This window comes from Achromobacter sp. UMC71 (genome assembly GCF_014170305.1).
Classification (GTDB): domain Bacteria; phylum Pseudomonadota; class Gammaproteobacteria; order Burkholderiales; family Burkholderiaceae_B; genus Achromobacter.
The window spans coordinates 412,811-436,984 of the sequence record NZ_LZZT01000015.1; the positions used below are offsets into that span (position 1 = coordinate 412,811).

Sequence of the window (24,174 nt, forward strand, 5' to 3'; positions counted from 1 at the left end):
GCGTATCAAAAACTGCGCGATCACGGGTTCACAACCCTACGCGATTACGGGTTCACCGTTACACGTGCGAACTTGCGCTTGCCCACCTGAACGACGTAGGTGCCCGCGGGCAGTTGCAGCGACTTGTCTTCCACCCGGTCGCCATTGACGCGCACCCCGCCCTGCTCGACGTTGCGCTGCGCTTCCGAGCCCGACACGACCAGCCCAGCCTCGCGCAGCAGCTTCAGGATGCCCACCGGCGCCCCGCCCATGCTGACTTCGGGCATGTCTTCGGGAATCGCGCCGTCGCGGAAACGCGCCTCGAACGTGGCCAGCGCGTCGTCGGCCGCCTTGGCCGAATGGAAGCGCGCGATGATTTCCTGGGCCAGCATGACCTTGGCGTCGCGCGGATTGCGGCCGTCGTCGATCGATTGCTTGAGCGCGGCGATCTCCTCCAGCGAGCGGAACGACAGTAGTTCGAAATAGCGCCACATCAACGTATCGTTGATCGACATCAGCTTGCCGAACATCGAATCGGGCGACTCCGAAATGCCGATGTAGTTGCCCTTGGACTTGGACATCTTCTCTACGCCGTCGGTGCCCACCAGCAGCGGCATCGTCAGGATGCACTGCGGCTCCTGGCCGTATTCCTTCTGCAGCTCGCGGCCGACCAGCAAGTTGAACTTCTGATCGGTGCCCCCCAGCTCCAGATCGGACTTCAGCGCCACCGAGTCATAGCCCTGCATCAGCGGATACAGGAATTCATGGACCGAGATCGGGATGCCGCCCTTGAAGCGCTTGGTGAAATCCTCGCGCTCCATCATGCGGGCCACCGTGTAGCGCGAGGCCAGTTGGATCATGCCGCGCGCGCCCAGCGGATCGCACCATTCGGAGTTGTAACGGATCTCGGTGCGGGCCGGATCCAGCACCAGGCTGGCCTGCGCATAGTAGGTCTTGGCGTTGGCCTCGATCTGCTCGCGGGTCAACGGCGGGCGGGTGCTGTTGCGGCCGCTGGGATCGCCGATGGTCGAGGTGAAGTCGCCGATCAGGAAGATGACCTCGTGGCCCAGGTCCTGCAGCTGGCGCATCTTGTTGAGCACCACCGTGTGGCCCAGGTGGATGTCCGGCGCGGTCGGGTCCAGCCCCAGCTTGATGCGCAGCGGCACGCCGGTGGCGCGGCTTCGGGCCAGCTTGCGGGCGAACTCTGATTCGACCAGCAGCTCATCGCATCCGCGTTTGGCAATACGCAGATCGGCTTCGACTTCGGGGGTAATGGGGGCTTCGGAGGGAGACATTTTCAGGGGGGCCGCGACGGCTTTAGCCGATAAAAAGGTGTAAAAAGTGACGAAAACTATCGAAAATTCTAGCCGAATCAGCTAGGATACCGCCCTAATCATACGCAACTGTCATATATACGCAGTTGCGCTTCGGTCTACCACCCGTTTGTTCACAAGTTGCGCCCCGCGCCAGCCCCTGCCCCTGAAATATGTGGCGCGCGGGGGCCGTTCGTGTCACGCACCCTGCGAGCTCATGCCACCTGAGAGGGTATCTTCACGATGAATCGTGGCCTCCACGACCTGGCGAGCAGCATCAAGCGCAAAGTTGCTGCCGTGTTTGCGCCCGTCGAACCCAAGCCCCATCGCTCGGGACTTTTCCGCCGCACTCTCCTCGTCACCGCCATCGGTTTGTTTGCCGGCGCCGCCGCCCTGGGCATGGTGCAGCAACCCGACCGCAGCGAACTCCCCCCCTCCCGCATCATCCAGAGCGTCCTGCCGTTGACCTCCGAACAGGTCGAAGTCAGCACGCCGAGCGCCGCGCCGTACATCAGCGAAACCCGCATCCGCGCGGGCGACACGCTGGCCGCCGTGCTGCAGCGCCTGGAACTGGATTCGCCGGATCTGCAAACCTTCCTGACCCACGACGCCAGCGCCCGCAGCATCTACAAGCTGTACCCGGGCCGCTCCGTGCAGGCCGCGACCGACGCGGAAGGCAACCTGATCTGGCTGCGCTACATCCACACCCCCGGCAACGAGGCTGACGGCCAGGTCGTCACCCGCATGCTGCACGTGGCGCGCACCGGCGATGGTTACAAGGCCGAGGAAGTCACCGAAAGCACCGATCGCCAGACCCGCGTCGCCGTGGGCACGATCCGCTCGTCGTTGTTCGGCGCCACCGACGCCGCCGGCATCCCGGATTCGGTCACCATGCAGATGGCCGACATCCTCAGCGCCAAGATCGACTTCCTGCGCGACCTGCGCCAGGGCGACCAATTCCGCGTGGTCTACGAAGTGCGTTCGCACGACGGCCGCTACGCCGGCGCCGGCCGCGTGCTGGCCCTGGAATTCATCAACGGCGGCAAGACCCACACCGCCGTCTGGTTCAGCGCCGACAACAAGACCGGCTCCTATTACGACTTCGACGGCACCAGCCTGCGCGGCGCGTTCCTGCGCACCGCCCTGAAGTTCAGCCGCATCAGCTCCACCTTCGGCATGCGCATGCACCCCATCCACAAGACCTGGACGGGACACAAGGGCGTGGACTACGCCGCGCCTTCGGGCACGCCGATCCACTCCACGGCCGACGGCACGGTGGAATTCTCGGGCTGGCAGAACGGCTACGGCAACGTGGTCATCGTCAAGCACTACGGCAAGTACTCCACGCTGTACGCGCACCAAAGCCGTATCGCGGAAGGCATCACCAAGGGCTCCAAGATCTCGCAGGGCCAGCTGCTCGGCTACGTCGGTGCCACCGGCTGGGCCACTGGCCCGCACCTGCACTACGAGTTCCGCGTCGACAACCAGCCCATCGACCCGCTGTCGGTCGACCTGCCCGTTGCCCGCACCCTGGAACCCGCCGAAGTCCGCGCCTTCAACCAGGCCGTGGCTCCGTACAAACAGCAGATCCAACTGCTGACCGAGTTCCAGCAGACCCTGCCCGACGCGCTGACCAACGTGGCCAGCCGCTAAGCAGCCCCGTCCGCATGGCGCACCCGCAAAGCGGCCCGCATCTCGATGCCGGGCCGCTTTTTTCTTAGGCGGACCTATTCATGACCGATCACCAAAACGCGCCTAACTCCCTCTCAGATGAACCCGCTCCGCCGCCGGGCCGCCCCAAGGCGGAGCAGCCCCCTCGGGGGGCAGCAAGCCCGCAGCAGCGGGGGCAGCGTGGGGGCCCGCGCACTCCGCCGGGCCGCCCCAAGGCGGAGCAGCCCCCTCAGGGGGCAGCAAGCCCGCAGCAGCGGGGGCAGCGTGGGGGGTCACATTTCATTGGGCTGATGTCAGGCACCAGTGTCGACGGGGTCGACGGCGTGCTGGCGCGCTTGCAGGACGGCCAGCCGCCGCAGGTGCTGGCGAGCGTGAGCCTGCCCATGCCAGCCGCCCTGCGCACCGAACTGTTGGCGCTGAACCAGGCCGGCCAGGACGAACTGGCGCGCGCCGCGCTGGCCGCCAACGAACTGGCCCGCCTGTACGCGCAAGCCGTGACCGGCCTGCTCGGCCAGTCAGGCCTCCCGGCCGGGGACATCGCCGCCATCGGCGCCCATGGACAGACGGTACGCCACCGCCCCGACAGCGGCTATACGCTGCAGCTGAACGCCCCCGCCCTGCTGGCCGAACTGACCGGCATCGACGTGGTGGCAGACTTCCGCAGCCGCGACGTCGCGGCCGGCGGCCAGGGCGCGCCGCTGGTGCCGCCCTTCCACGCCGCCATCTTCGGCGCGCCGCAAGGCCGCGCCGTGCTGAACCTGGGCGGCATCGCCAACGTCACACTGCTGACGCCCAGCCAGCCGCCGCGCGGTTTCGACACCGGCCCGGCCAACGTGTTCCTGGACGCCTGGTGCCAACGCCACCTGGGCCAAGCCTTCGACATGGATGGCCGCTGGGCGGCCACCGGCCAGGTCCTGGCGCCGCTGCTCGAGCAGCTGATCGCCAGCGAACCCTGGTTCGCCCTGCCTCCGCCCAAATCCACCGGCCGCGACCTGTTCAATATGCGCTGGCTGGACGACCGGCTGGCTGCCTACGACGGCCCGGCGCCCGCCCCGCAGGACGTACAGGCCACGCTGCAGCGGCTCACGGCCCGCACCGTGGCCAACGCCATCGACGCAGCCGCGGCCGGCACCCGCGAGGTCTATGTGTGCGGCGGCGGCGCGCGTAATGCCGGGCTGATGCGCGAACTGGCGTATTGCCTGCAACGTCCGGTGCACGCAACCGATGCGCTGGGCGTGCCGGCACAACAGGTCGAAGCGCTGGCCTTTGCCTGGCTGGCGCAGGCCTTCCTGGCGCGCAGGCCGGCCGGCGTACCCGCCGTCACGGGCGCCCGCGGCCCGCGTGTGCTGGGCGCGCTGTATCCCGCCTGAGCGGGCACGCCAGAGCGATCCAAAGAAGCGATCCAAGGGCACAGCCCGACGGTCCGGCCCGATGACTCGGCCAAAGGCGTTGGCCAAACAAAAAGCCCTTCGGTATACCAAAGGGCTTTTTCATGACCACGCGCAACGATTTCTTGCGGCAGCTGCCGTAGCGCCGGCCCGCGCGCACGCGAGACAGGCGCTATCGCCGCCGGCTTACACCGAGAACGACGAACCGCAGCCGCAGGTGGTGCTGGCGTTGGGATTGCGGATGACGAACTGCGCGCCTTCCAGGTCTTCCTTGTAGTCGATTTCGGCGCCGACCAGGTATTGGAAGCTCATGGGGTCGACCAGCAACTGCACGCCAGCCTTGTCCAGCACGGTGTCGTCTTCGTTGACGACCTCGTCAAACGTGAAGCCGTACTGGAAACCCGAACAGCCCCCGCCTTGCACGAACACGCGCAGCTTCAGCTCGGGGTTGCCTTCTTCCGCCAACAGGTCCTTGACCTTGGCGGCTGCCGAGTCGGTAAACACCAAGGGAGCAGGCGGCGCGGCCTGCAGGTCGACGGTTTCGGTCACTGCATTCATGATTCACTCCTGGCCGGTACGGCCGTATTCCGGTGAGCGGCGTCGCCGCTCGTATATAGGCACTATAGCGCAGGCCCTGCCCAGACTCAAAGTTCGAGCTTGACGCTGCGGGAGGCGCGGACAGTCTCGCCCTCGAGAACACTGATGGTCACGCTTTCGGGGACAAATCCCTCGGGCACGGCCAGGACGCCCTGGCTGCGCTGATACTGGTCAAATTGCAGCGCCAGCGACGCCGCGGTGGTGGTTTCGCCCGTGGCGGGCACGGGCCCGGATTCGGCCTTGACCTGCAACGGCGCCAGGTCGACGGTGACAGTTTCGCCCTTGAGCGTACCCGTGGCCTGGAACCGCAGCGTGCCCGCGAACGCGGCCGCGCCGTTGCGGCCACTGCGCATCAACAGCACCTTGTAACGCAGTCCGGCGCCGTCGCGTGTGATCTCGGCGCCGCGGATATCCACCGAGCCTTCAGGCCCGGGCGGCAGCAGTTGTTCGAAAAACGCCAGCTGGTCGCGGACCCGGCCGACTTCGGCCTGGGCGGCGTGCAGCTGGGTTTCAAGCTCCTGGCGGGCGGAGCGCTCGATGACCAGCTCGCCGTCGGCCGTGTCGAGCTGGCCACGCAGATAGCGCAGCTCGGCCGCCTGCTGGCGCACGGCTTCGTCGCGCGCCTCGACCTGCGCGGTGCTGAGCACCACCGCATCCTTGGGCTGGTAGATGCCGCGGGCGTAGAAGTAACCCGCCGCCACGCCCAACAGCAGCCCGGCCACGATGCCGGCGGCGACGCGCAGGCCGGAGCCCGCGCGAGGAAGTCGAGGTGTTGCGGACGAATCGTTGGACATGGGAAGCGGGCCGGCGGCAAGCCGCCAGCCCGGCAGGGCCTCAGGGCAGGATCGCGACCTGGTCCAGGCCCACGGTTTCGTCGACGCCGAACATCAGGTTCATGTTCTGCACCGCCTGGCCCGCCGCGCCCTTCACCAGGTTGTCTTGCACGACCAGGATGATGAGCTGGTCGCCGCCACCCGGGCGCGACAGCGCGATGCGCAGGTTGTTCGAGGCACGCACCGAGCGCGTTTCGGGCAGGCTGCCGGCGGGCATGACGTCGACGAAGGCCTCGTCGGCATAACGCGCTTCGAAGAGCGCCTGGAAGTCGGTGTCGCGCGCCTCGGGCAGGATGCGGGCGTAGATGGTGGAGAACATGCCGCGGATCATCGGCACCAGGTGCGGCACGAAGGTCAGGCCGACCTTGCCGCCGGCGATCTTTTCGAGTTGGGCGACGATTTCCGGATGATGGCGGTGACCCGCCACGCCGTAGGCCTTGAAGTTATCGGACGCTTCCGAGAACAGCGAGCTGACTTCGGCTTTGCGGCCAGCACCGGACACGCCCGACTTGCAGTCGGCGATCAAGGTTTGCGTGTCGACCAGTTGCTTGCCGCCCTCAAGCAGCGGGGCCAGGCCCAGCAGCACGGTGGTGGGATAGCAGCCGGGGTTGCCGATGACGCGAGCCTTGGAAATGGCTTCGCGGTTCAGTTCGACCAGGCCGTACTGGGATTCCGCCAGGATGTCCGGGCAGGTGTGGGGAATTTTGTACCAGCGTTCGAACGTAGGAATGTCCTGCAGGCGGAAATCCGCGGCCAGGTCGATGACGCGGGTGCCGGCGGCGATCAGTTCCTGGGCCTGGGCCATGGCCACGCCATGGGGCGTGGCGAAGAACACCACGTCGCAGTCGGTCAGGTTGGCTTTTTCCGGCGCGGAGAAAGCGATCTTCACGTGGCCGCGCAGGTTCGGATACATATCAGCCACGGGCAGCCCGTCTTCCTTACGGGAAGTGATGGCGGTCAATTCCACATTGGGGTGCTGCGACAACAAGCGCAGCAGTTCGACGCCGGTATAACCGGTGCCGCCGACGATACCAACCTTGATACGGGTGTTCGATGCTTGGGCCATGATAGGTATGAACTCTTCGTAGAACGAAAGTGGATTGTATCGCTCAGAGAATACTAGACTGCGTCGGGCCCTCGTGAGGCAACGCGACTGCCAAGTAACGTCCGACCGCGCGAAGAACGCGGAGTTCCGCGCTCGAAAAATCGGGATCCGTGGGCCCCGCGTTGCCTGATCACGCCGAAATGGCGGACAGTGCTCTCAATTCTTCCATCAGGCCTGGCCTGGGCTGGTCCAACACCTTGTCCTGAATATCCAGGACGACGGACTTGATCAGGTCTGTCTTGTTGAGTGCAGTGCTGGCCTCCAGCCGGCGCAGGGCTTCCCCTACCCGTACGGGGACCTTCATGGATAAGCGGCGCCGCGGGGCGCCGCGCGTCTCCGGGAATCTGGCGACAGCCTTGTCGAACGCGGCCCTCAGCAGTTGAGGAGCCTTGTCGCTCTGGGCAGCCTTATGCATGAAGTAGGAGAGCAGCACGCGGCGAAAATCGGTCGAAGCCTGGTTATCGATCGTATGCACGGCGTAATCCAGGATATCCACGTACACCGCGGGCAGATTCGTTTCGATCGACTCCAGAGCCTGCTTGCGCGCCTTGCTGATCGCGGGCGTGGATTGGGCTGGGTGAGACACCGTACGCCCGCAAAGGTCGCACACGCCGACCAGGATATTCCTTGCCGACCCGGATCCATCGCTGAACGGCACGTCACGGCGCAGAAATGTCGTCTTCACCAGTGCGGCGCAGTCATGGCAGACCGCGGTGCCTTTATCGCCTTCCCGAAAGATTTTCATGACACGCTCAACGGTGAACACTGATAAATATGGTGGAGGGATCCGCGAAGTAGAACTTCACATACCAACCGCGGGTCCGTATGACGTGGCAGTCGATCGCAAGATCTGCGTGCAAGCGACTGCAGACGTAACTTGCACCATCACTGCGGCGAATGACGTCGGCGACGTCCTGTGCGCTGACCTCACCCGTGGCCAGTAAGTTCTTTATGTTGATATGGTTACGAGCCTCGTGGTGATAATCACCGCAGTGAAGCGCGGCCAAGACAGCCCGCTTGACCGCCTTGAATCCCTGCGGCTGCGCCATCCTGGGCTCCCGTCCTAAATTATACGATGTTCATCGTATAAATTGAAGCGCGAAAGCGTCAACTTCGTGGTGACCGCAGAATAAAGCGGCCAGATAAAAAAAAGCCCGCTCGGAAGCGGGCTTTTTTCGCAGCGATTAACGCTTGCTGAACTGCTTGCGACGGCGCGCCTTGCGGAAGCCGACCTTCTTGCGTTCGACTTCGCGGGCATCGCGGGTCACAAAACCAGCTTGCGACAGGGCGGGCTTCAGGGTCGCGTCGTAGTCGATCAGGGCACGCGTGATGCCGTGACGAACTGCGCCGGCCTGGCCGGTTTCGCCGCCGCCGTGCACGTTGACTTTGATGTCAAACGATTCCAGGTGGCCGGTCAGTTCCAGCGGCTGGCGCACGACCATACGGCCGGTTTCACGAGCGAAGAACTCGTCGACGGGCTTGCCGTTGACGACGATCTTGCCGGTGCCCTTCTTGATGAAAACGCGAGCCACCGAAGTTTTGCGACGGCCGGTTCCGTAATTCCAGTTACCGATCATGGCGTTTCCTTAGATATCCAGCGTCTTGGGCTGCTGGGCGGTGTGCGGGTGCTCGGCACCGGCATAGACCTTCAGCTTCTTGATCATGGCGTAGCCCAGAGGACCCTTGGGCAGCATGCCCTTGACGGCCTTCTGAATGGCGCGACCGGGAAAACGCTCTTGCATTTTCTCGAAGTTCGTTTCGCGGATACCGCCCGGGTACGTGGTGTGGCGGAAGTACTTCTTGTCCTTCGCCTTGGTACCGGTAACGACGATATCGGAAGCGTTGATGATGACGATGTAATCGCCGGTATCAACGTGCGGCGTGAATTCAGGTTTGTGCTTGCCACGCAGACGACGTGCGACTTCGCTGGCCACACGACCGAGGACTTTGCCCTTGGCGTCGATCACAAACCAGTCACGTTGGACTTCATGCGGCTTGGCCACAAAGGTCTTCATGATGGTTCCTAAGTAAAAAAATGTCTGGCTGGACTATCCGGCCAGGTTTTTTCCCCAACTAGGCTGCAAAAAACAGAGATGAATCCGCTGGGGTTACCTGCGCAGTCACCTGATCTCGCAACCTCTATCGACGTCCCGCCTAAGCGTTATTACCCGCCCGTGCAATGGTCAAAATGAGGGAAAGCCTGAAATTCTACCACGGATGCTCAAAAAATGGGCAAGTGGACAGCGATCCAGGCTGGGGGACGGCCGCTCCCCAGGGAACGGCTGTTGCGTAAATAAAAAGGGACATGAACGTCGCCCTGCCGGCCCCGTTTCATGCCCCTGTTCCCGGAGAAGCCCGTCAGGCGCCCAGGTAGGCTTCCAGCACCCTCGGGTGGCCCAGCAGGCCGCGGCCGGTGCCGGCCAGCGCCATGGCGCCGTTTTCCAGCACATAGCCGTGCTGGGCGATCTTCAGCGCCTGGCGCACGTTCTGCTCCACCAGGAACAGCGTCAGGCCGTCAGCGTTGATGGCGCGCAGCGAGCGGAAGATTTCCTGTACCACGATGGGCGCCAGGCCCATCGACGGCTCGTCCAGCAGCAGCAGGCGCGGCTTGGCCATCAGGGCCCGGCCGATCGCCAGCATCTGCTGTTCGCCGCCCGACAGGTTGCCGGCGATGCCGGTGATCCGTTCTTTCAGGCGCGGGAACAGGTTGAACACGTATTCCAGATCGTTGCCGACGTTCTTCAAGCCGCGGCGGTAAGCGCCCAGCTCGAGGTTTTCCAGCACGGTCATGGTGGTGAGGATGGCCCGGCCCTCCGGCACCTGGACAATGCCGCGCGCGACCAGCTGGTGCGGCGCCAGGTTGGTGATGTCTTCGCCTTCGAAGAGGATCTTGCCACGCGCCTTGGGCAACAGGCCCGATAGGGCCAGCAGCGTGGTCGACTTGCCGGCGCCGTTGGCGCCGACCAGGGCGGTGATTTCCTTGGCTTCCAGGTCCAGGTCGATGCCGCGGACGGCTTCGATATGGCCGTAGTTGACCTCGAGTCCGCGGACTTCCAGCATTGCGCTGCTCATTTTGCGGCCTCCGCGTGTTCGGTGTCGTCTTCGTCTTCGCGGCCCAGGTAGGCCTCGATGACCTGCTCGTTGTTGCGGATCTCTTCGGGTCCGCCGCAAGCGATGATCTTGCCGAAGTTCAGCACCGCGATGCGCTCGCACAGGCCCATGACGAAGCGCATGTCGTGCTCGATCATGAGGATGGTGTAGCCGCGGTCGCGGATGGCCAGGATTTCGCGCATGAGCTCGGCGCGTTCGCCGGTGTTCATGCCTGCCACGGGCTCGTCCAGCAGCAACAGCTTGGGCTCGGTGGCCAGCGCGCGCGCCAGCTCCAGGCGGCGCTGTTCGCCGTAGGACAGGTTGTCGGCCAGGTCATTGGCCTTGTGATCCAGGCGCATCCACGTCAGGAGTTCGTGGGCGCGCTCGCGGGCGCGCTTTTCGTGCTCGCGATAGCCCGGCAGGCCCAGCAGCAGGCTGGGGAAGCCGTAGTTCATGTGGCGGTAGGCGCCGACCACCACGTTTTCCAGCAGCGTCATCTCTTTGAAGAGACGGATGTTCTGGAAGGTGCGGGCGATGCCCATGCGGGTGATGACGTGCGGCTTCCTGTTCAGGACGCTTTCGCCGTTGAACGTGATGGTGCCGCCGGTGGGCGGCAACAGCCCTGTGATCAGGTTGAACACCGTGGTCTTGCCGGCGCCGTTCGGGCCGATCAGGCCGAAGATGGAGCCTTCGGGCACGGACAGGCTGACGTCATGCAGCACATGCAGGCCGCCAAAGCTCTTGGAGACGGAGGAAAGTTCAAGCATGGCGCTTTCCTCCTTGGCGGCCTTGACGCATCCAGCGCTTGAAGCGCGCCGGATCCCAGATGCCTTGCGGCAGGAACAACACAATCACCACCAGGATCACTCCGTTCGCGATCAAGCGCAAATCCGCAAAACCGCGCAGCAATTCAGGCAGCACGGTAATGATGAAGCTGCCCAGCACGGGACCGGCCAGACCGCCGATGCCGCCCAGGATGGCCATGGTCAGGATTTCCACGCCACGGTCAAAGCCGTATTCATTGGGGCCGATGAAGAAAGTCAGGTGCGCGTTCAAGGCGCCGGCCAGGCCCGCGATCATCGCGCCGGCCACGAAGGCCAGCATCTTGTTGGCACGCACGTCGATGCCCATCAGGCCCGCCGCCGTTTCGTCGCCGCGAATGGCATCGAACGAGCGGCCGATCTTGGAGGCGCGCACACGCCATAGCACGAACAGGACGATGACGACCGCCAGCACCACGTGCCACCACTGGGTCAGCTGCGGAATGCCGTTAAGGCCCAGCGCGCCGCCGGTGAGGGACTCGGTGTTCAGGATGGTCACGCGGACGACTTCACCGAAGCCCAGCGTGGCCATGGCCAGGTAGACCCCCGACAGGCGCAAGGTCGGCAAGCCGATCAGCGCCGCCACCAGGGCGGGCGCCGCCATGCCGCCGGCAAGCGCGACCGGGAACGAGACGTCGTAGTTCATGGTGAGCAGCGCGGCGGTGTACGCCCCGATGCCCATGAAGGCGGCGTTGGCCATGGCCAGCATGCCGCAGGCCAGGGTCAGCCAAATGGAGAGGGCCAGCAAGGCGTTGGTGCCCAGCGTGAGCACCAGGTTGCCGTAGATGGCCCAGAAGTTTTCGAATCCGCTCATTCTTTAAGCCTTGCGTTGAACCACTTTGCCGAACAGACCCTGCGGGCGCACCAGCAGGATCAGGAACAGCAGGCCGAAAGCCACCGCGTCTCGCATGGTGGAGCCGATGTAGGCCACCGACAGCACTTCCGCGAAACCCAGGAAGAGACCGCCCAGCATGGCGCCGCGAATGTCGCCCATGCCGCCCAGAATGATGACCGCGATGCCCTTGTGCAGCATCGGCTGGCCCATCAGCGGGAACAGCGCGTTCGAGTACAGGCCGATCAGCACGCCGGCCACGCCGCCCAGGGCGGCGGCGGCGAACGAGGTCGTCACGAACAGCTTTTCGACGTTGATCCCCAGCAGCCAGGCGGCCTTGGGGGATTCGGCGATGGCGCGCAGGGCGCGGCCAAACTGCGTGCGGCGCATGACGAACATCAGCACGGCCATCAGCGCGAACGACAGGAAGATGATGCCCAGTTCGATGACGGTCAGGTGCAGGCCGGCGATTTCGATGACGTCTTCGGGCACGGTGCCGTGCGGGAAGCGCAGGTTGCTGGCGCCGAAGATGCTCTGGGCGCCGTTATTCAGGATGATGCCCACGCCAATCGTGGCGATCATGGGGATCAGGTGGGGCGCGTTGCGCTTACGCAGCGGCTTGAGCACCAGGTAGTCGATGATGACCCCGGTGAAGCCGGCCACGAAGAACGCGACCATCAGCGCCGCCCACAGGGGCAGGCCGAATTGCTGGACCACGAACAGTGCCGCGTAGGCGCCAACCATGAATACGGCGCCATGCGCCAGGTTGATCACCCCGAGCACGCCGAAGATCAGCGTGAAGCCCAGCGCGAACAGTGCATACACACAGCCCAGCGACAAGGCATTGACGAATTGTTGTTCGAACATGATGGGACTTTCCAAATCAAAAGCGCCCTGCGGACGGCCAGGCCGTCCGCAAGGCGCATCCCCCCGCGCGGGGATGCGTAGCGCTTACTTCTCGATGACGTACTTGCCGTCTTTGGTCACGCTGACGATCGGCGCCTGGTCGGCGTCGTAGCCGGCGGGCTTGCCGGCACGGTCGGTGGCCTGACGGAACTTGAAGGCGCCGGTGGCGCCGGTCCACGTCACGGTGGGCAAGGCGTCGCGCAGGGCTGCGCGGTCCTTGGTCAGTTCGCCGGAGATCTTGGTGTTCTTCAGTGCCTGGGCCACGATGTACATGGCGTCATACGACTGCGCCGCGAACTGGTCGGGCGAACCGTTGAACTTGGCCTTGTAGGCGTCGATGAACTTGACGTTCTCGGGGGCCTTGTTCTCGATCGACCACGGGCTGCCGATCCAGAGATTGTTCGACGCGCCGCCAGGGGCCAGGTCGAAAATCTTGACCGAGTTCATGCCGTTGCCGCCGATGACGGGCACGTTGATGCCCAGTTGACGGGCCTGCACCATGATCGGGGCGCCTTCGGCCAACAGCGCCGACAGCACGATGGCGTCGGGGTTGGTGCCCTTGATCTTGGTCAGTTGGGCCTTGAAGTCCACGTCGCCCTTGGCGAAGGTTTCGGTGGTGGTAACCGGGATCTTCTGGTCTTCCAGGGCCTTCTTGAAATTGTCGTAGCCGCTCTTGGTGAAGACGTCGTCGTTGCCGTAGAGCACCGCCACGTTCTTCAGGCCGGTCTTGGCCTTGACGGTGGAGATGGTGGCCGGCAGCACGTCGGCTTCGGTGACCGAGTTGCGGAACACGTAGTTGCCGATGGAGGTGATGCCGTCGGCGGTATTGGACGTGCCGAAGGCGACCGTCTTGGCGGCCTGGGCGATCGGGTCGGCGGCTTGAGCCGAGTTCGACAGCGTCGGGCCGAAGACCATCAGGACGTTGTCCTTGAAGATCAGCTTCTTGAAGACGTTGATCGCTTCTTCTTTCTTGCCTTGTTCGTCCTCGACCACCAGCACGATCTTGTTGCCGTTGATCCCGCCCGCGGCGTTGATCTCGTCGGCCGCCAGCTGAAAGCCGTTGCGGATCGACACGCCGTACTGGGCAGCGCCGCCCGACAGGGCTTCAGCCACACCCAGCTTGATGTCAGCGGCGTGCGCAGCCGGGGCGACGCCGGCAACGATCAGCGCGGCCAGCAGCTTCTTGGTCTTGAATTGCATGGTTGATACCACCTTAAAGTCTGTCTCGGAATGTTGGTTATCCGGGCTGGAGTGATCCCGCCGGATTGGCGTCCAATGCCGCCTAAAGGCGCCACGTTTGCGCGTCAAGACCCGGGATATTACTCCTTTGTATCAGGCGGAAACTCGAATGCCGTTCAACAAAAGGATCAAAACCGCCCACTTTTTTGTAAAAAAACCGGGGTTATCAGCGAAAACCCCACCTCCTGCCGAATGCCATTCGGCACCCGGAACTGCCTTAACTGCGGGCGGACAGCGCCACGCCCAGATATTGGTCGTAGGCGCCTTCGGTCAGCCGGAACCAGGGCATCGCGTTGTCGCGAAAGCCCATGTAACTGTCGTAGAGCGCCTTGAACTTGGGGTCTTTGTCGTTCAATTCCTTGTAGACCTGCTGGGCGGCCTCGAAGGCGGCGTCCATGACCGAGCGCGGAAATGCGCGCACCTGGGCGCCGGCAGCGGCCAATTGGGCCAGGGCGGCGGGGTTACGGGCGTCGAAAGCGGCGCTGGCCTTGGCGTGCGCGGCCAGGGCGGCAGCCTCGACCACCGCCTGGTAGTGCTTGGGCAGCTTGGCCCAGGCTTCTTCGTTGATATAGAGCGACAGCTGTTCGCCGGCGGCCCACCAGCTGGGGCCGTAATAGAACTTGGCGACCTTGTTCAGGCCGAGCTTGGCGTCCTCGACGGCGCCCGTTCCCGCCACCGCTTCCAGCCCGTCCTTCTCGAAGGCCTCGGCCAGCTTGGCCAGATCGGCCTGCTGCGGTGCTACGCCCAGGTGGGCCAGCACCTGCGCGGCCAGGCCGTCCACCCGCATCTTCAGATCTTTCAGGTCGGTGGCGCGCTTGATTTCGCGCTTGGACCAGCCGCCCATCTGCGGGCCGGTGTTGCCCAGCGGGAAGTTGACGATCTTCTGCGCCTTGAACAGCTCGCGCGTCAGGCGCAGGCCGTCGCCTTCGAACATCCAGGCGTTCATCTGGGTGGCGTCCAGCCCGAACGGCACGGCCGAATCGAAGCAGAAGGCGGGGTTTTTGGCGAAGTAGATGCCCGAGGACACATGCGCGCATTCGACCTTGGCGGCGCCAACGGCATCCATCAGGTCGGCCGCGGGTGCGATCTCGCCATCGGCCAGCTGCTTGATGGTGAATTTGCCGCCGGTGGCGTCGGACACGAATTTGCAGAACGCCGCACCGGCACCCACGCGCAGGTCCAGGGCAGCGGGAAAGCCGGACGCCAGGCGCCAGCTGAGAGAGGGCGAATCCTGCGCCAGGGCGGGTGCGCTGACCGCCGCGCCCGCCGCCACGGCGCCCAGGCCGGCCTGCTTCAAGAATGAACGTCGTTGCATCTCTTTGCTCCTCTACCGCGATACTTGTTTGAGCAATACTCGCCGGATATTACACGCTGGCATCGCCCTCGGCGGCTAGAGGAATTCCCCAGCGTTAAAGGATTGCAAAGACGCCAAACCATGGCGCGCCCGCTGGCGGAAATGCCCGGCGCGCAAACGGCAACGCCCGTCCGGACAGGCCCGAAGGCCCCGCCCGGACGGGCGCTGTGTTGGCCTGGCGGATCAGGTGCCCGCGATCGCCATTTGCTCGATCAGGATCGAGCCGGTGGTCTTGGTGCCGCGCGAAATGGTGTCCGCGCCCACGGCGACGATCTGGCGGAACATGTCCGCCAGATTGCCGGCGATGGTGATTTCCTGCACCGCGTGCTGGATCTGGCCGTTTTCGACCCAGTAGCCGAACGCGCCACGGGAGTAGTCGCCCGTGACATAGTTCACGCCCTGGCCGATGAGTTCGGTGACGAGGAAGCCGGTGCCCATTTTCTTGAGCATGGCTTCGAAGTCGTCACCGCGGCGCGTCAACGTGGACGAGAAGGTCAGGTTGTGCGAGCCGCCAGCATTGCCGGTGGTTTGCATGCCCAGCTTGCGGGCGGTGTACGAAGACAGGAAGTAGCCTTCGAGCACGCCGGCCGTCACCACGCTGCGCTTGCGGGTGCGCACGCCTTCGTCGTCGAACGGCGAACTGCCCATGCCGCCGCGGATGTGCGGGTCTTCGGCCAGATTGATGTGGTCGGGGAAAATGGGCTTGCCCAGGGCGTCGAGCAGGAAGCTGGCCTTGCGGTAGAGCGCGCCGCCGTTGGCGGCCTGCGTCAGAGCGCCAACCAGGCCCAGCGCCAACGGCGCCTCGAACAGGACCGGGAACTTGCCGGTGCGGATGCGGCGGGCCGACAGGCGCGACAGGGTGCGCTCGGCAGCGTAGCGGCCCACGGCCTCGGGCGAGGCCATCTTGGCCGGATCGCGCTCGGAGGTGTACCAATAGTCGCGCTGCATGCCGTTGCCGCGGCCGGCGATGGGCGCCACCGACAGGCTGTGGCGCGAATACGGGTAGCCGCCCAGGAAGCCGCGGGTGTTGCCCATGACGAACTGGCCTTCATAGGTGCCCACCGTGGCGCCGTCGGTATTGGTGATGCGGGAATCGACATCGCGGGCCGCGCGCTCGGCGCGCAGGGCGAGTTCGGCGGCTTCCTCGGTGGAGACCGGCCAGGCGCGATGCAGGTCCAGGTCGGGGAATTCGGTGGCCAACTGGTCGGCGTCGGGCAGGCCGGCGGCCGGATCGGCGGCGGTATGGCGCGCGATGTGCCAGGCCGCTTCCACCGTTTGGCGCAGGGCCGCTTCGGAGAAGTCGGAGGTCGAGGCGGAGCCGCGGCTCTGGCCGGCATAGACCGTGAGGTCGAGCGAGCGGTCGCGGGTCTGTTCGACGGTTTCGATGTCGTTCTTGCGTACCGACACCGACAGGCCCAGGCTTTCAGAGACTTCGGCCGCGGCGTCCGAGGCACCGATCTGGCGGGCGTAGGCCAGCGTTTGCTCGACCAATTCGGAAAAACGCGCGTGATTGGCCGCCAGCGGCAAGGAGGAGGAGGATTTGACCATTGCTGTCCAATTTGCAGAGACGGTTATCATAGCTAAGTCTGTCATTGCGCAGTTTTCCATGAATTCCCATACCGAAGAAGAATCCGTCGACGAAGGCTACGACGAGAACGGCTACGACCGCCCCAGCAAGTCCCAGATCAAGCGCGAAATGCACGCGCTGCTGGACTTGGGCAAGCAGTTGATCGCCCTGTCCCCCGAACGCCTCAAGCAGTTGCCCCTGGCCGAACGCCTCTACGAGGCCATCCGCACGGCGCAACGCACGACCGGCCGCGAAGGCCTGCGCCGCCAGGTCCACTATGTGGGCAAGCTGATGCGCGACGCCCCCGCGGACGAAATCCGCACCCAGCTCGATGTCTGGGAAAACGGCTCGCGCGAAGAAACCGCCGCCATGCACCGCCTGGAGGCCGTGCGCGATCGCCTGCTGGACGACGACGACGCGCTGACCAAGCTGCTGCACGACAATCCGCAGGCGGATGTGCAGCAATTGCGCGCCCTGATTCGCGCCGCCCGCAAGGAAAAGGCGGCCAACGCCGCGCTGCTGCAGGGCCAGGATCCGCAAAAGAAGCACTATCGCGCGCTGTTCCAGGCGCTCAAGACCCTTACCCTCTGATTCCCGCTTTCCATGAACGCACCGACCGACCTGCTCGACTGCATCGAGATCGAAACCGCCCCCACCCCCACGCATGCCGTGATCTGGCTGCATGGCCTGGGCGCGGACGGCAACGATTTCGCGCCCATCGTGCCCGAACTGGACCTGCCGGCCGGCGCAGCGGTGCGCTTCGTGTTCCCCAATGCCCCGGTGCAGCGCGTCACCATCAACAACGGCATGGCGATGCGGTCGTGGTACGACATCCTGGTGATGGACCTGGTGCGGGTCGAAGACGCCAAGGGCATCCGCGCGTCCGAAGCCGCCATCCGCAAGCTCATCGCCCGTGAGAACGCGCGTGGCATCCCCACCTCGAACATCGTCCTGGCGGGTTTTTCGCAAGGCTGCGCCATGACCCTGCATACGGGCCTGCGCCTGCCGGAAAAACTGGCGGGCATGATGGGCCTGTCGGGCTACCTGCCGCTGCTGGATACCGCCGAGGGCGAACGCGCCCCGGCCAATCAGCGCACGCCCATCTTCCTGGCCCACGGCCAGTACGACCCGGTCGTGTCGCTGCCGCGCGCCCAGGCCTCGCTGGCCGAACTGGAACGCCTGGGCTACGACGTGCGCTGGCACACCTACCCCATGCCGCATTCGGTCTGCGCCGAAGAAGTCGCGGATATCTCCCGCTTCCTGAACGAAGTGCTGGCCGGATAAGCCCGCCCGGCCGCCGGACGCCCGGCGGCCGGCACTCCCCTTTTGGTATACCAAGTAGTATTTCAGCACCGAGTTCTTCGGGGCTGACCGGCGCCCTCTCCTAGGGAAAAACGCCAATCCCAAAATCCTTGTCGCCCCCTGGTATTGAATATAGTATTCAAACCACGCCTTATCGGCCCGGGCAGCTAGCGTTCGGGCTTCCCTGTTGTTGCAGTCGATCCATCCCCATTGGCCGTGTCGCGCCGGGTTTCGGCGAGGCATACAGACGCAGGAGAAAGTCCCTTGAAGCCCTTGCCATTGCCCCGCCTGGCAGCCGTGGCGCTGCTCGCCGCGCTTGCGCCCGCGCTTGTCCCCTTCCCCGCCCACGGCGAAGCGCTCCCCCCCCCCGTGAAGGTCCGCTACGAAGAGGTGGTGCGCTCCATCCTCTATGTGCCCAAGTACATCGCCCTGTCGCAGGGCTACTTCAAGGACGCGGGGCTGGACGTCTCGATGAAGACCTCGCAGGGCACCGACAAGGGCATGACCGCCCTGCTGTCGGGCAGCGCCGACATCGTGCTGATCGGCCCCGAGGCGTCGATCTACGTGCACAACAGCGAATCGCCGGTCAAACCGAAGATCTTCGCCGGGCTGACCGCCACCGACGGCTTTTTCCTGCTGGCGCGCAAGCCAGTCGACAAGTTCGACTGGAGCATGCTGCGCGGCAAGGAAGTGATCGGCTTCCGGCCCGGGTCGAACCCCATCGTGTTCCTGGAGACCGCCCTGCGCAAACACGGGCTGGATCCGCAAAAGGACGTCAAGCTGCTGAACAACATCGGCATTCCGGCGCGCGCAGGCGCCTGGATGGCGGGCCAGGGCGAGTACGGCATTTTCCTGGAGCCCGAAGCCGGCGAACTGGTGCGCAACGGCAAGGGCTACATCGTGGCCTCGGTGGGCCATGAGGTCGGCCAGGTGGACTACACGGTCTTTACCGCCACCGACAAATACATCCGCGACAACCCCAAGGTGGTGCAGGCGTGGACCGACGTGGTGGCGCGCGCCGAGAAATACGTGAAGGACACGCCGGCCGCCACGCTCGCGCCGCAGATCATGACGTATTTCCCGGGCATGGACACGGCGGCGGTGACCGACGCGATCGAACGCTACAAGCAATACCAGATCTGGAAGACCACGCCCCTGGTGACGGCCGAGGCCATGAACCAGCTGCAGGACATGCTGATCGCCAGCGCCGTCATGAAGGAAGGCGCACGCGTCAAGTACGAAGACGTGGTGATCGCCGACTTTGCCCGGAAGGTGCCGTGATGAGCGCCGTCGTCCGCAACCTGAAGCCCGAGACAGCCAGCGCGAAAATCGAGCTGCGCGACGTCTGCCTGAGCTACTTCACGCCGGAAGGCGAAACCGAGGCCCTGTCGCAAGTGTCGTTCATGCTGGCTCCAGGCGAGTTCGTCAGCCTGATCGGCCAGAGCGGCTGCGGCAAGAGCACGCTGCTGTCGCTGATCGCGGGGCTGATCGCGCCGACGTCCGGCGCGGTGATGATCGATGGCCACGCCGTCACCGAGCCAAACCCGCGCATCGGCTACATGCTGCAGCAGGACTACCTGTTTGAATGGCGCACCATCCTGGACAACGTCATGCTGGGCGCCGAAATCCAGGGCCGGCGCGATGCGCGCAGCGAGGCCCGCGCCGTGCACCTGCTCGAGAAATGCGGCCTGGGCGCCTTTCTGACGCACACGCCGCGCCAACTGTCGGGCGGCATGCGCCAGCGCGCGGCGCTGGCGCGCACGTTGGCCACCGAGCCCGACGTGATCTTGCTGGACGAACCCTTCTCGGCGCTGGATTCGCAGACCCGGCTGGCGATCTCCGACGAGGTGGTGGACATCCTGCGGCGCGAGGGCAAAACCGTGGTGCTGGTCACGCACGACATCGGCGAAGCCATCGCCATGACCGACCGCGTCATCGTACTGTCGCGCCGGCCGGGCCGCCTGAAGAGCCAATACCGCATCCACTACGGCGACGGCGCGCGCCCCACGCCGTTCCAGGCGCGCTCGCGGCCGGAATTCAACACCTATTTCAAACAGCTCTGGGACGAGCTGGACGTTCACGTGGAGGGCTGAGCCATGAACGCACCCGTCGCCAATGCCGTGCCGCTGCGCGCCGTACCCGCGCCCAGCCAGAAATACCTGGACTACCTGCGGCGCGACCGCGCCCGCCGCCGCAATATCCGCCTGGCCCAGGCCTTGCTGCTGGTCGTGTTCCTGTGCGCATGGGAGATCCTGCCGCGGCTGCACATCGTGAACCCGCTCCTGACCAGCTATCCCAGCGCGCTGTGGCCCACCTTCATCGACCTGTGGGCCAATGGCAACCTGGCGCACCACATCCTGACCACCCTGTCGGCCACGCTGGTGGGCTTTACCTTGAGCATGGTCATCGGCATCGTGGTGGCCGCCGCGCTGTGGTGGTCGGACTTTCTGTACAAGGTGCTGGACCCGTTCCTGGTGGTGGCCAACGCCATGCCCAAGATCGCCTTCGTGCCGATCTTCTACCTGTGGCTGGGGTCGGACTACGCCGTGTACGGCATGGCCGTGGCGATTGCGGTGTTCGTGACCATCATGGTGGTGTACGCGGGCTTTCGCGGCATTGACCTGAACAAGGTCAAGCTGGCCCGCACCTTCGGCGCCAGCCGCTGGCAGGTGCTGGTGAAGGTCGTGCTGCCCGGCAGCGTGCCGACCCTGATCGCGGCGGTGAAGATGAACATCGGCCTGGCGCTGGTGGGCGTCATCGTGGGGGAATTCCAGTCGGCCGACTCGGGGCTAGGCTTTCTGATCATGAACGGCAGCCAAGTCTTCAAGCTGAACATCGTCATGACCGCCATCACCATGCTCGCGCTGATCTCCAGCGTGATGTACCTGGTGGTGTACCGCATCGAAGCCGCGGTGGCGCGGCGCTACGGATAAGGAGTCGCCATGCAGATCCCGCAATGGGTCCAGGACCGGGTCATCGCCCGCCAAGGTTGCCTGCACCCCTACGACACCCTGCCCGGCGCCCGCTGCGCCCTGGTGGTGATAGACATGCAGCAGTACTTCACCCTACCGGGCTACCAGGGCGAATGCGCCCCGGCGCGCGGCATCATCGAACCCATCAACCGGCTCTGCGATGCGGTGCGGGGCGCGGGCGGTACCGTGGTGTGGGTGCAGACGGCATCCGACAATGCCGACGCCTTCTGGTCGCACCACCATGGCGTGATGCTGACGCCCGAACGCAGCGCGCGGCGCCTGGAAACCCTGCGGCGCGATGCGCCGGGCTTCGCGCTGCATCCGGACCTGCGGCCCGCTGATACCGACCTGCGGGTGGTCAAGCGCTTCTACAGCGCCATGGCGCCGGGCTCGTCCGAACTGGAGCCGCTGCTGCGCGGACTGGGCGTGGATACGCTGCTGATCGCCGGCACGGTCACCAACGTGTGCTGCGAGTCGACCGCGCGCGACGCGATGATGCGCGACTTCCGCACCATCATGGTGGACGACGCGCTGGCCGCCGTGACCCCGACCGAGCACGAACACGCGCTGCACGGCTGGCTGCTGTTCTTTGGAGACGTGCTGTCGGTGGACGAGGCGGCGGCGCGCCTGCAACCGGCGCAGGCGGCGCGCAAGACGGCCTGACAGCGGGCCCCGGGCCGGCGCGCCGCGGCACCGGCCGCCCGCGTCAGCCCAGGTTCAGCCAGACCCGGCGCATGGTCGGGTCTTCGGGGTCCGCGTCGTTGGTGAAGCCCAGGCTGGTCATCAGCGACAGCATCGGCCGGTTGGTCGACAGTACCAGCCCGTCGATGTATTCCAGCCCCTGCTCGCGCGCCGCGTCGATCAGCGCCGACATCAGCTGACGGCCCAGGCCGCGCCGCTGCCAGTCGTCGCCGATCACCAGCGCGTATTCCGCGCCGCGCCCGTCCGGATTGCGCAAATAATGCGCGAAGCCGACCAGGACCTCGCGCGGATGGCCGCGATTGGCCGGATTGGGCACCTGGGTGGCGGCTACCAGGGCCAGCTCGCGGTGGTAGTCCACCTGCGTGTAGCGCGACACCATGCGCGGCGTCAGCTCGCGCATCATCGACACGAAGCGCATGTAGCGCGAACGTTCCGACAAGCCGCGGATGAATTCCTGCAGCGGCTGCGCGTCTTCGGGGCGGATCGGCCGCAGCACCCAGGGGATGCCGTCGGCAAAGCGGCGCACCTGCACCAGGCGCGCCGGGTACGGATGGATCGCCATGTGCGGATAGCCGGCGGTCTGCGGCGATTCGCAGCCCGGCGTTTCGGTCAGCGTCATGCGCAGGCCGCCGGCGCGCAGATGGGTTTCGCCGGCGTAGAGCGGGTCGATGTCCAGCGTTTCGATGTCGGGCAGTTCCGAGACCAGCTCGGACACCAGCACCAGCGCCTGCTGCAGCGCCTCGGCGGCCAGATGGCCGACGCGCGGCGCCAGCACCCGGCGCCACAGCCGGCTGCGTTCGATCAGTTGCCGGGCCAGGAAGCCGTTCAGCGGCGGCAGGTCGATGCCGCGGTCAGACTGCGACAGCACCGCGTCGGGGCCACCCGCGCCAAAACGGACGACCGGGCCGAACTGCGGGTCGCGCCGCACCCGGATCGCCATGGGACGGGATTCGGGCTCGCCCAGGGCCACGTCCACCGGCATGTCGCGCAGCGGCACATAGAACAGCGCCAGCAACGCGCGGATTTCAGACGTATTGAGTTCGCGCCGGCAATCGGCCCGCACCCGCGCCAGAATCTCGCGCGCGGTGGCCAGGTCGGGCACGTGGGTGGCGGGCTCGGGCGGCTGGGTCTGCAGCAGCAGTTGCTGGTTGTAGTGGTGCGAGGCCAGCACGCCGAAGGCATCCGCGGCGGATTCGGGCGTGCGGAACGCGGACGTGCCGGCGTCGTCCAGCATGCGCCGCAACGGCCGCATGCCGGCATCGCCCATGAAGCAGGTGACCACGGGCTTCTTGGCCTTGGGCGCGATCAGCGCCAGCTCGCGGGCCACGGCCGGCATGTCGGCCAACGCGTCGGGCGCCAGCAGCACCAGCACCCCGTCCACGCCGGTATCGTCCAGCACCGCGTCCAGCATGGTGCGGATGCGCTCGGGCGTCAGCGGCGTATAGGTGATGACCGGGTTGACCGTGGCCGCGTCGGGCTCCAGCATCGCCGCCAAGGCGCGCTGAGTGGCCGGCGCCAGCTCGGCGCGCAGCACGGCGGCGTCCGGACCGATCAGGTCCATGGCCAGCTGCGGCGGCCCGCTGCCGTTGGAGATCAGCGCCACCCGCCGGCCCTTGGGGCGGCGGGTGTAGCCCAGCACCTTCACGGCCGAGAACAGCTGCACGAAGTAGCGCACCCGCACCGCGCCGGCGCGGCGCAGGGCGGCATCGAAGATCGCGTCGGCGCTGTCGGTATCCGCCCGTCCCGCCTTGAGCACGATCACCGGCTTGACGCTGGCCGCGGCCCGCAGCGTGCTCATGAATTCGCGCGCCGGGCCGACGTCTTCCAGGTACAGCACGATGCTGTCGGTGCGGGGGTCGCTCGCCAGGTAGTCCAGCACCTTGGACAGGCCCACCACCGCCTCGTCGCCCAGCGACACCGCGGTGGAAAAGCCGATATGCACGTCTTCGGCCCAGTCCATCACGGCGGCCATGATCGAGCGCGACTGCGCCAGGAGCGCCACGCGGCCGGCGCGCGCCAGCACCGGATGCTGGCTGAAATTCAGGCCGGCATGGGGCCGCTGGGCGCCGAACGAGCGCGGGCCCAGCAATTCACAGCGGTTTTCCTCGGCCCAGGCCCGGCACAGCGCCAGCGTGCCGCGCGGATAGGGATCGGGCAGCGGATGCGGCAACAGGATGACCGAACGCGGCGCCAGCGGCGACAGCCGGCGCAGCGTTTCGGGCAGCACGGCGGGCGACACGCAAACCAGGGCCAGATCAGGCCGTTCACCGGCGGCCAGGCCCTGCAAGGTCTCGGGCAAGTCGGGTGCGGCGCCGACTTCGCAGGCCACCACCGTGGTGCGGGCCTTGAGCGCCGGCGACAGGGAGCCCGCCGCCGGCAGGGGCCGGTCGGCAACGATCACCAGCGAACTGGGTTCGAACATCGGGGCAAGTGCGTGTCGCAGCATGTCGTGGGCGGGCGCTAATCTAAAATACCGTTCATCGTAACAAGACAACCCCGCCGT

At 65.6% G+C, this 24,174-nt stretch carries 24 protein-coding genes; 8 read left to right on the top strand and 16 right to left on the bottom strand.

All coding sequences use genetic code 11. The features are described 5' to 3' along the window. Positions 1-44: 44 nt before the first annotated feature. The gene (gene tyrS / locus A9974_RS08295; RefSeq protein ID WP_183003607.1) at positions 45-1,274 is read right to left on the bottom strand and encodes a tyrosine--tRNA ligase; all 1,230 of its coding nucleotides are present in this window, start codon (positions 1,272-1,274) and stop codon (positions 45-47) included. A gap of 261 nt (positions 1,275-1,535) precedes the next feature. On the opposite strand from tyrS, the gene A9974_RS08300 reads away from it, so the two are divergent. Beyond that, on the top strand, positions 1,536-2,945 hold the full coding sequence (locus A9974_RS08300; RefSeq protein ID WP_183003608.1) for a peptidoglycan DD-metalloendopeptidase family protein: 1,410 nt from the start codon (positions 1,536-1,538) through the stop codon (positions 2,943-2,945). 299 nt (positions 2,946-3,244) lie between these two features. Beyond that, on the top strand, positions 3,245-4,333 hold the full coding sequence (locus A9974_RS08305; protein ID WP_370539600.1) for an anhydro-N-acetylmuramic acid kinase: 1,089 nt from the start codon (positions 3,245-3,247) through the stop codon (positions 4,331-4,333). A 204-nt stretch (positions 4,334-4,537) separates the two neighbouring features. Here the strand turns inward: A9974_RS08305 and erpA are convergent, their stop codons facing one another. From erpA to pmbA, 14 genes are all read right to left on the bottom strand, one after another. Beyond that, positions 4,538-4,909, bottom strand: coding sequence for an iron-sulfur cluster insertion protein ErpA (gene erpA / locus A9974_RS08310; protein ID WP_006388644.1), 372 nt, complete (start codon positions 4,907-4,909; stop codon positions 4,538-4,540). Positions 4,910-4,995: 86 nt separating this feature from the next. After that, entirely contained in the window at positions 4,996-5,742 is a 747-nt protein-coding gene (locus tag A9974_RS08315) for a DUF6776 family protein (RefSeq protein ID WP_183003610.1), read from the bottom strand. A 40-nt stretch (positions 5,743-5,782) separates the two neighbouring features. Continuing rightward, entirely contained in the window at positions 5,783-6,847 is a 1,065-nt protein-coding gene (gene argC, locus A9974_RS08320) for an N-acetyl-gamma-glutamyl-phosphate reductase (protein WP_183003611.1), read from the bottom strand. A gap of 169 nt (positions 6,848-7,016) precedes the next feature. Further along, positions 7,017-7,631, bottom strand: a complete 615-nt coding sequence (locus A9974_RS08325; RefSeq protein WP_183003612.1) for a hypothetical protein — start codon at positions 7,629-7,631, stop codon at positions 7,017-7,019. A gap of 7 nt (positions 7,632-7,638) precedes the next feature. Continuing rightward, on the bottom strand, positions 7,639-7,935 hold the full coding sequence (locus A9974_RS08330; RefSeq protein ID WP_183003613.1) for a hypothetical protein: 297 nt from the start codon (positions 7,933-7,935) through the stop codon (positions 7,639-7,641). Between the two features lie 135 nt (positions 7,936-8,070). Further along, positions 8,071-8,463 (bottom strand): 30S ribosomal protein S9, encoded by a 393-nt coding sequence (gene rpsI / locus A9974_RS08335; RefSeq protein ID WP_006388641.1) that lies wholly within the window; start codon positions 8,461-8,463, stop codon positions 8,071-8,073. A gap of 9 nt (positions 8,464-8,472) precedes the next feature. Further along, positions 8,473-8,901 (bottom strand): 50S ribosomal protein L13, encoded by a 429-nt coding sequence (gene rplM / locus A9974_RS08340; RefSeq protein ID WP_006217309.1) that lies wholly within the window; start codon positions 8,899-8,901, stop codon positions 8,473-8,475. Positions 8,902-9,244: 343 nt separating this feature from the next. Continuing rightward, complete coding sequence (locus A9974_RS08345) at positions 9,245-9,958, bottom strand: ABC transporter ATP-binding protein (RefSeq protein ID WP_025137591.1); 714 nt, start codon at positions 9,956-9,958, stop codon at positions 9,245-9,247. Further along, positions 9,955-10,743, bottom strand: a complete 789-nt coding sequence (locus tag A9974_RS08350; RefSeq protein ID WP_183003614.1) for an ABC transporter ATP-binding protein — start codon at positions 10,741-10,743, stop codon at positions 9,955-9,957. Before A9974_RS08350 ends, A9974_RS08345 begins: the two co-directional genes overlap by 4 nt. Then, the gene (locus A9974_RS08355) at positions 10,736-11,611 is read right to left on the bottom strand and encodes a branched-chain amino acid ABC transporter permease (protein ID WP_183003615.1); all 876 of its coding nucleotides are present in this window, start codon (positions 11,609-11,611) and stop codon (positions 10,736-10,738) included. The genes A9974_RS08350 and A9974_RS08355 overlap by 8 nt, the downstream gene beginning before the upstream one ends. 3 nt (positions 11,612-11,614) lie before the next feature. Beyond that, positions 11,615-12,496: a branched-chain amino acid ABC transporter permease gene (locus A9974_RS08360; RefSeq protein WP_025137594.1), complete on the bottom strand. Its 882-nt coding sequence runs from the start codon at positions 12,494-12,496 to the stop codon at positions 11,615-11,617. Positions 12,497-12,580: 84 nt separating this feature from the next. Continuing rightward, the gene (locus A9974_RS08365; protein WP_183003616.1) at positions 12,581-13,735 is read right to left on the bottom strand and encodes an ABC transporter substrate-binding protein; all 1,155 of its coding nucleotides are present in this window, start codon (positions 13,733-13,735) and stop codon (positions 12,581-12,583) included. A gap of 256 nt (positions 13,736-13,991) precedes the next feature. Continuing rightward, complete coding sequence (locus A9974_RS08370; protein WP_183003617.1) at positions 13,992-15,089, bottom strand: twin-arginine translocation signal domain-containing protein; 1,098 nt, start codon at positions 15,087-15,089, stop codon at positions 13,992-13,994. Between the two features lie 222 nt (positions 15,090-15,311). After that, positions 15,312-16,676, bottom strand: a complete 1,365-nt coding sequence (pmbA, locus tag A9974_RS08375; RefSeq protein ID WP_183003618.1) for a metalloprotease PmbA — start codon at positions 16,674-16,676, stop codon at positions 15,312-15,314. Positions 16,677-16,734: 58 nt separating this feature from the next. Between pmbA and yjgA the strand changes: the two genes are divergently transcribed. From yjgA to A9974_RS08405, 6 genes are all read left to right on the top strand, one after another. Then, positions 16,735-17,286 carry a ribosome biogenesis factor YjgA gene (yjgA, locus tag A9974_RS08380; protein ID WP_183003619.1) on the top strand — a complete coding sequence of 184 codons (552 nt, stop codon included), beginning with the start codon at positions 16,735-16,737 and terminating at the stop codon, positions 17,284-17,286. 12 nt (positions 17,287-17,298) lie between these two features. Next, the gene (locus tag A9974_RS08385; RefSeq protein ID WP_183003620.1) at positions 17,299-17,979 is read left to right on the top strand and encodes an alpha/beta hydrolase; all 681 of its coding nucleotides are present in this window, start codon (positions 17,299-17,301) and stop codon (positions 17,977-17,979) included. Positions 17,980-18,261: 282 nt separating this feature from the next. Next, complete coding sequence (locus A9974_RS08390) at positions 18,262-19,278, top strand: ABC transporter substrate-binding protein (protein ID WP_183003621.1); 1,017 nt, start codon at positions 18,262-18,264, stop codon at positions 19,276-19,278. Then, complete coding sequence (locus A9974_RS08395; RefSeq protein ID WP_183003622.1) at positions 19,278-20,090, top strand: ABC transporter ATP-binding protein; 813 nt, start codon at positions 19,278-19,280, stop codon at positions 20,088-20,090. Before A9974_RS08390 ends, A9974_RS08395 begins: the two co-directional genes overlap by 1 nt. Positions 20,091-20,093: 3 nt before the next feature. Beyond that, positions 20,094-20,930 carry an ABC transporter permease gene (locus tag A9974_RS08400; RefSeq protein ID WP_183003623.1) on the top strand — a complete coding sequence of 279 codons (837 nt, stop codon included), beginning with the start codon at positions 20,094-20,096 and terminating at the stop codon, positions 20,928-20,930. Between the two features lie 9 nt (positions 20,931-20,939). Continuing rightward, the gene (locus tag A9974_RS08405) at positions 20,940-21,632 is read left to right on the top strand and encodes an isochorismatase family cysteine hydrolase (RefSeq protein ID WP_183003624.1); all 693 of its coding nucleotides are present in this window, start codon (positions 20,940-20,942) and stop codon (positions 21,630-21,632) included. Between the two features lie 43 nt (positions 21,633-21,675). On the opposite strand, the gene A9974_RS08410 is transcribed toward A9974_RS08405, so the two are convergent. After that, the gene (locus A9974_RS08410) at positions 21,676-24,117 is read right to left on the bottom strand and encodes a GNAT family N-acetyltransferase (protein WP_183003625.1); all 2,442 of its coding nucleotides are present in this window, start codon (positions 24,115-24,117) and stop codon (positions 21,676-21,678) included. Between the last annotated feature and the right edge of the window lie 57 nt (positions 24,118-24,174).

Excerpts from the sequence above, each read along its gene's own strand:
- tyrS (WP_183003607.1), bottom strand. The coding sequence starts at position 1,274 with ATGTCTCCCTCCGAAGCCCCCATTACCCCCGAAGTCGAAGCCGATCTG.
- A9974_RS08300 (WP_183003608.1), top strand. The coding sequence starts at position 1,536 with ATGAATCGTGGCCTCCACGACCTGGCGAGCAGCATCAAGCGCAAAGTT.
- erpA (WP_006388644.1), bottom strand. The coding sequence starts at position 4,909 with ATGAATGCAGTGACCGAAACCGTCGACCTGCAGGCCGCGCCGCCTGCT.
- A9974_RS08315 (WP_183003610.1), bottom strand. The coding sequence starts at position 5,742 with ATGTCCAACGATTCGTCCGCAACACCTCGACTTCCTCGCGCGGGCTCC.
- argC (WP_183003611.1), bottom strand. The coding sequence starts at position 6,847 with ATGGCCCAAGCATCGAACACCCGTATCAAGGTTGGTATCGTCGGCGGC.
- A9974_RS08325 (WP_183003612.1), bottom strand. The coding sequence starts at position 7,631 with ATGAAAATCTTTCGGGAAGGCGATAAAGGCACCGCGGTCTGCCATGAC.
- A9974_RS08330 (WP_183003613.1), bottom strand. The coding sequence starts at position 7,935 with ATGGCGCAGCCGCAGGGATTCAAGGCGGTCAAGCGGGCTGTCTTGGCC.
- rpsI (WP_006388641.1), bottom strand. The coding sequence starts at position 8,463 with ATGATCGGTAACTGGAATTACGGAACCGGCCGTCGCAAAACTTCGGTG.
- rplM (WP_006217309.1), bottom strand. The coding sequence starts at position 8,901 with ATGAAGACCTTTGTGGCCAAGCCGCATGAAGTCCAACGTGACTGGTTT.
- A9974_RS08345 (WP_025137591.1), bottom strand. The coding sequence starts at position 9,958 with ATGAGCAGCGCAATGCTGGAAGTCCGCGGACTCGAGGTCAACTACGGC.
- A9974_RS08350 (WP_183003614.1), bottom strand. The coding sequence starts at position 10,743 with ATGCTTGAACTTTCCTCCGTCTCCAAGAGCTTTGGCGGCCTGCATGTG.
- A9974_RS08355 (WP_183003615.1), bottom strand. The coding sequence starts at position 11,611 with ATGAGCGGATTCGAAAACTTCTGGGCCATCTACGGCAACCTGGTGCTC.
- A9974_RS08360 (WP_025137594.1), bottom strand. The coding sequence starts at position 12,496 with ATGTTCGAACAACAATTCGTCAATGCCTTGTCGCTGGGCTGTGTGTAT.
- A9974_RS08365 (WP_183003616.1), bottom strand. The coding sequence starts at position 13,735 with ATGCAATTCAAGACCAAGAAGCTGCTGGCCGCGCTGATCGTTGCCGGC.
- A9974_RS08370 (WP_183003617.1), bottom strand. The coding sequence starts at position 15,089 with ATGCAACGACGTTCATTCTTGAAGCAGGCCGGCCTGGGCGCCGTGGCG.
- pmbA (WP_183003618.1), bottom strand. The coding sequence starts at position 16,676 with ATGGTCAAATCCTCCTCCTCCTTGCCGCTGGCGGCCAATCACGCGCGT.
- yjgA (WP_183003619.1), top strand. The coding sequence starts at position 16,735 with ATGAATTCCCATACCGAAGAAGAATCCGTCGACGAAGGCTACGACGAG.
- A9974_RS08385 (WP_183003620.1), top strand. The coding sequence starts at position 17,299 with ATGAACGCACCGACCGACCTGCTCGACTGCATCGAGATCGAAACCGCC.
- A9974_RS08395 (WP_183003622.1), top strand. The coding sequence starts at position 19,278 with ATGAGCGCCGTCGTCCGCAACCTGAAGCCCGAGACAGCCAGCGCGAAA.
- A9974_RS08400 (WP_183003623.1), top strand. The coding sequence starts at position 20,094 with ATGAACGCACCCGTCGCCAATGCCGTGCCGCTGCGCGCCGTACCCGCG.
- A9974_RS08405 (WP_183003624.1), top strand. The coding sequence starts at position 20,940 with ATGCAGATCCCGCAATGGGTCCAGGACCGGGTCATCGCCCGCCAAGGT.
- A9974_RS08410 (WP_183003625.1), bottom strand. The coding sequence starts at position 24,117 with ATGCTGCGACACGCACTTGCCCCGATGTTCGAACCCAGTTCGCTGGTG.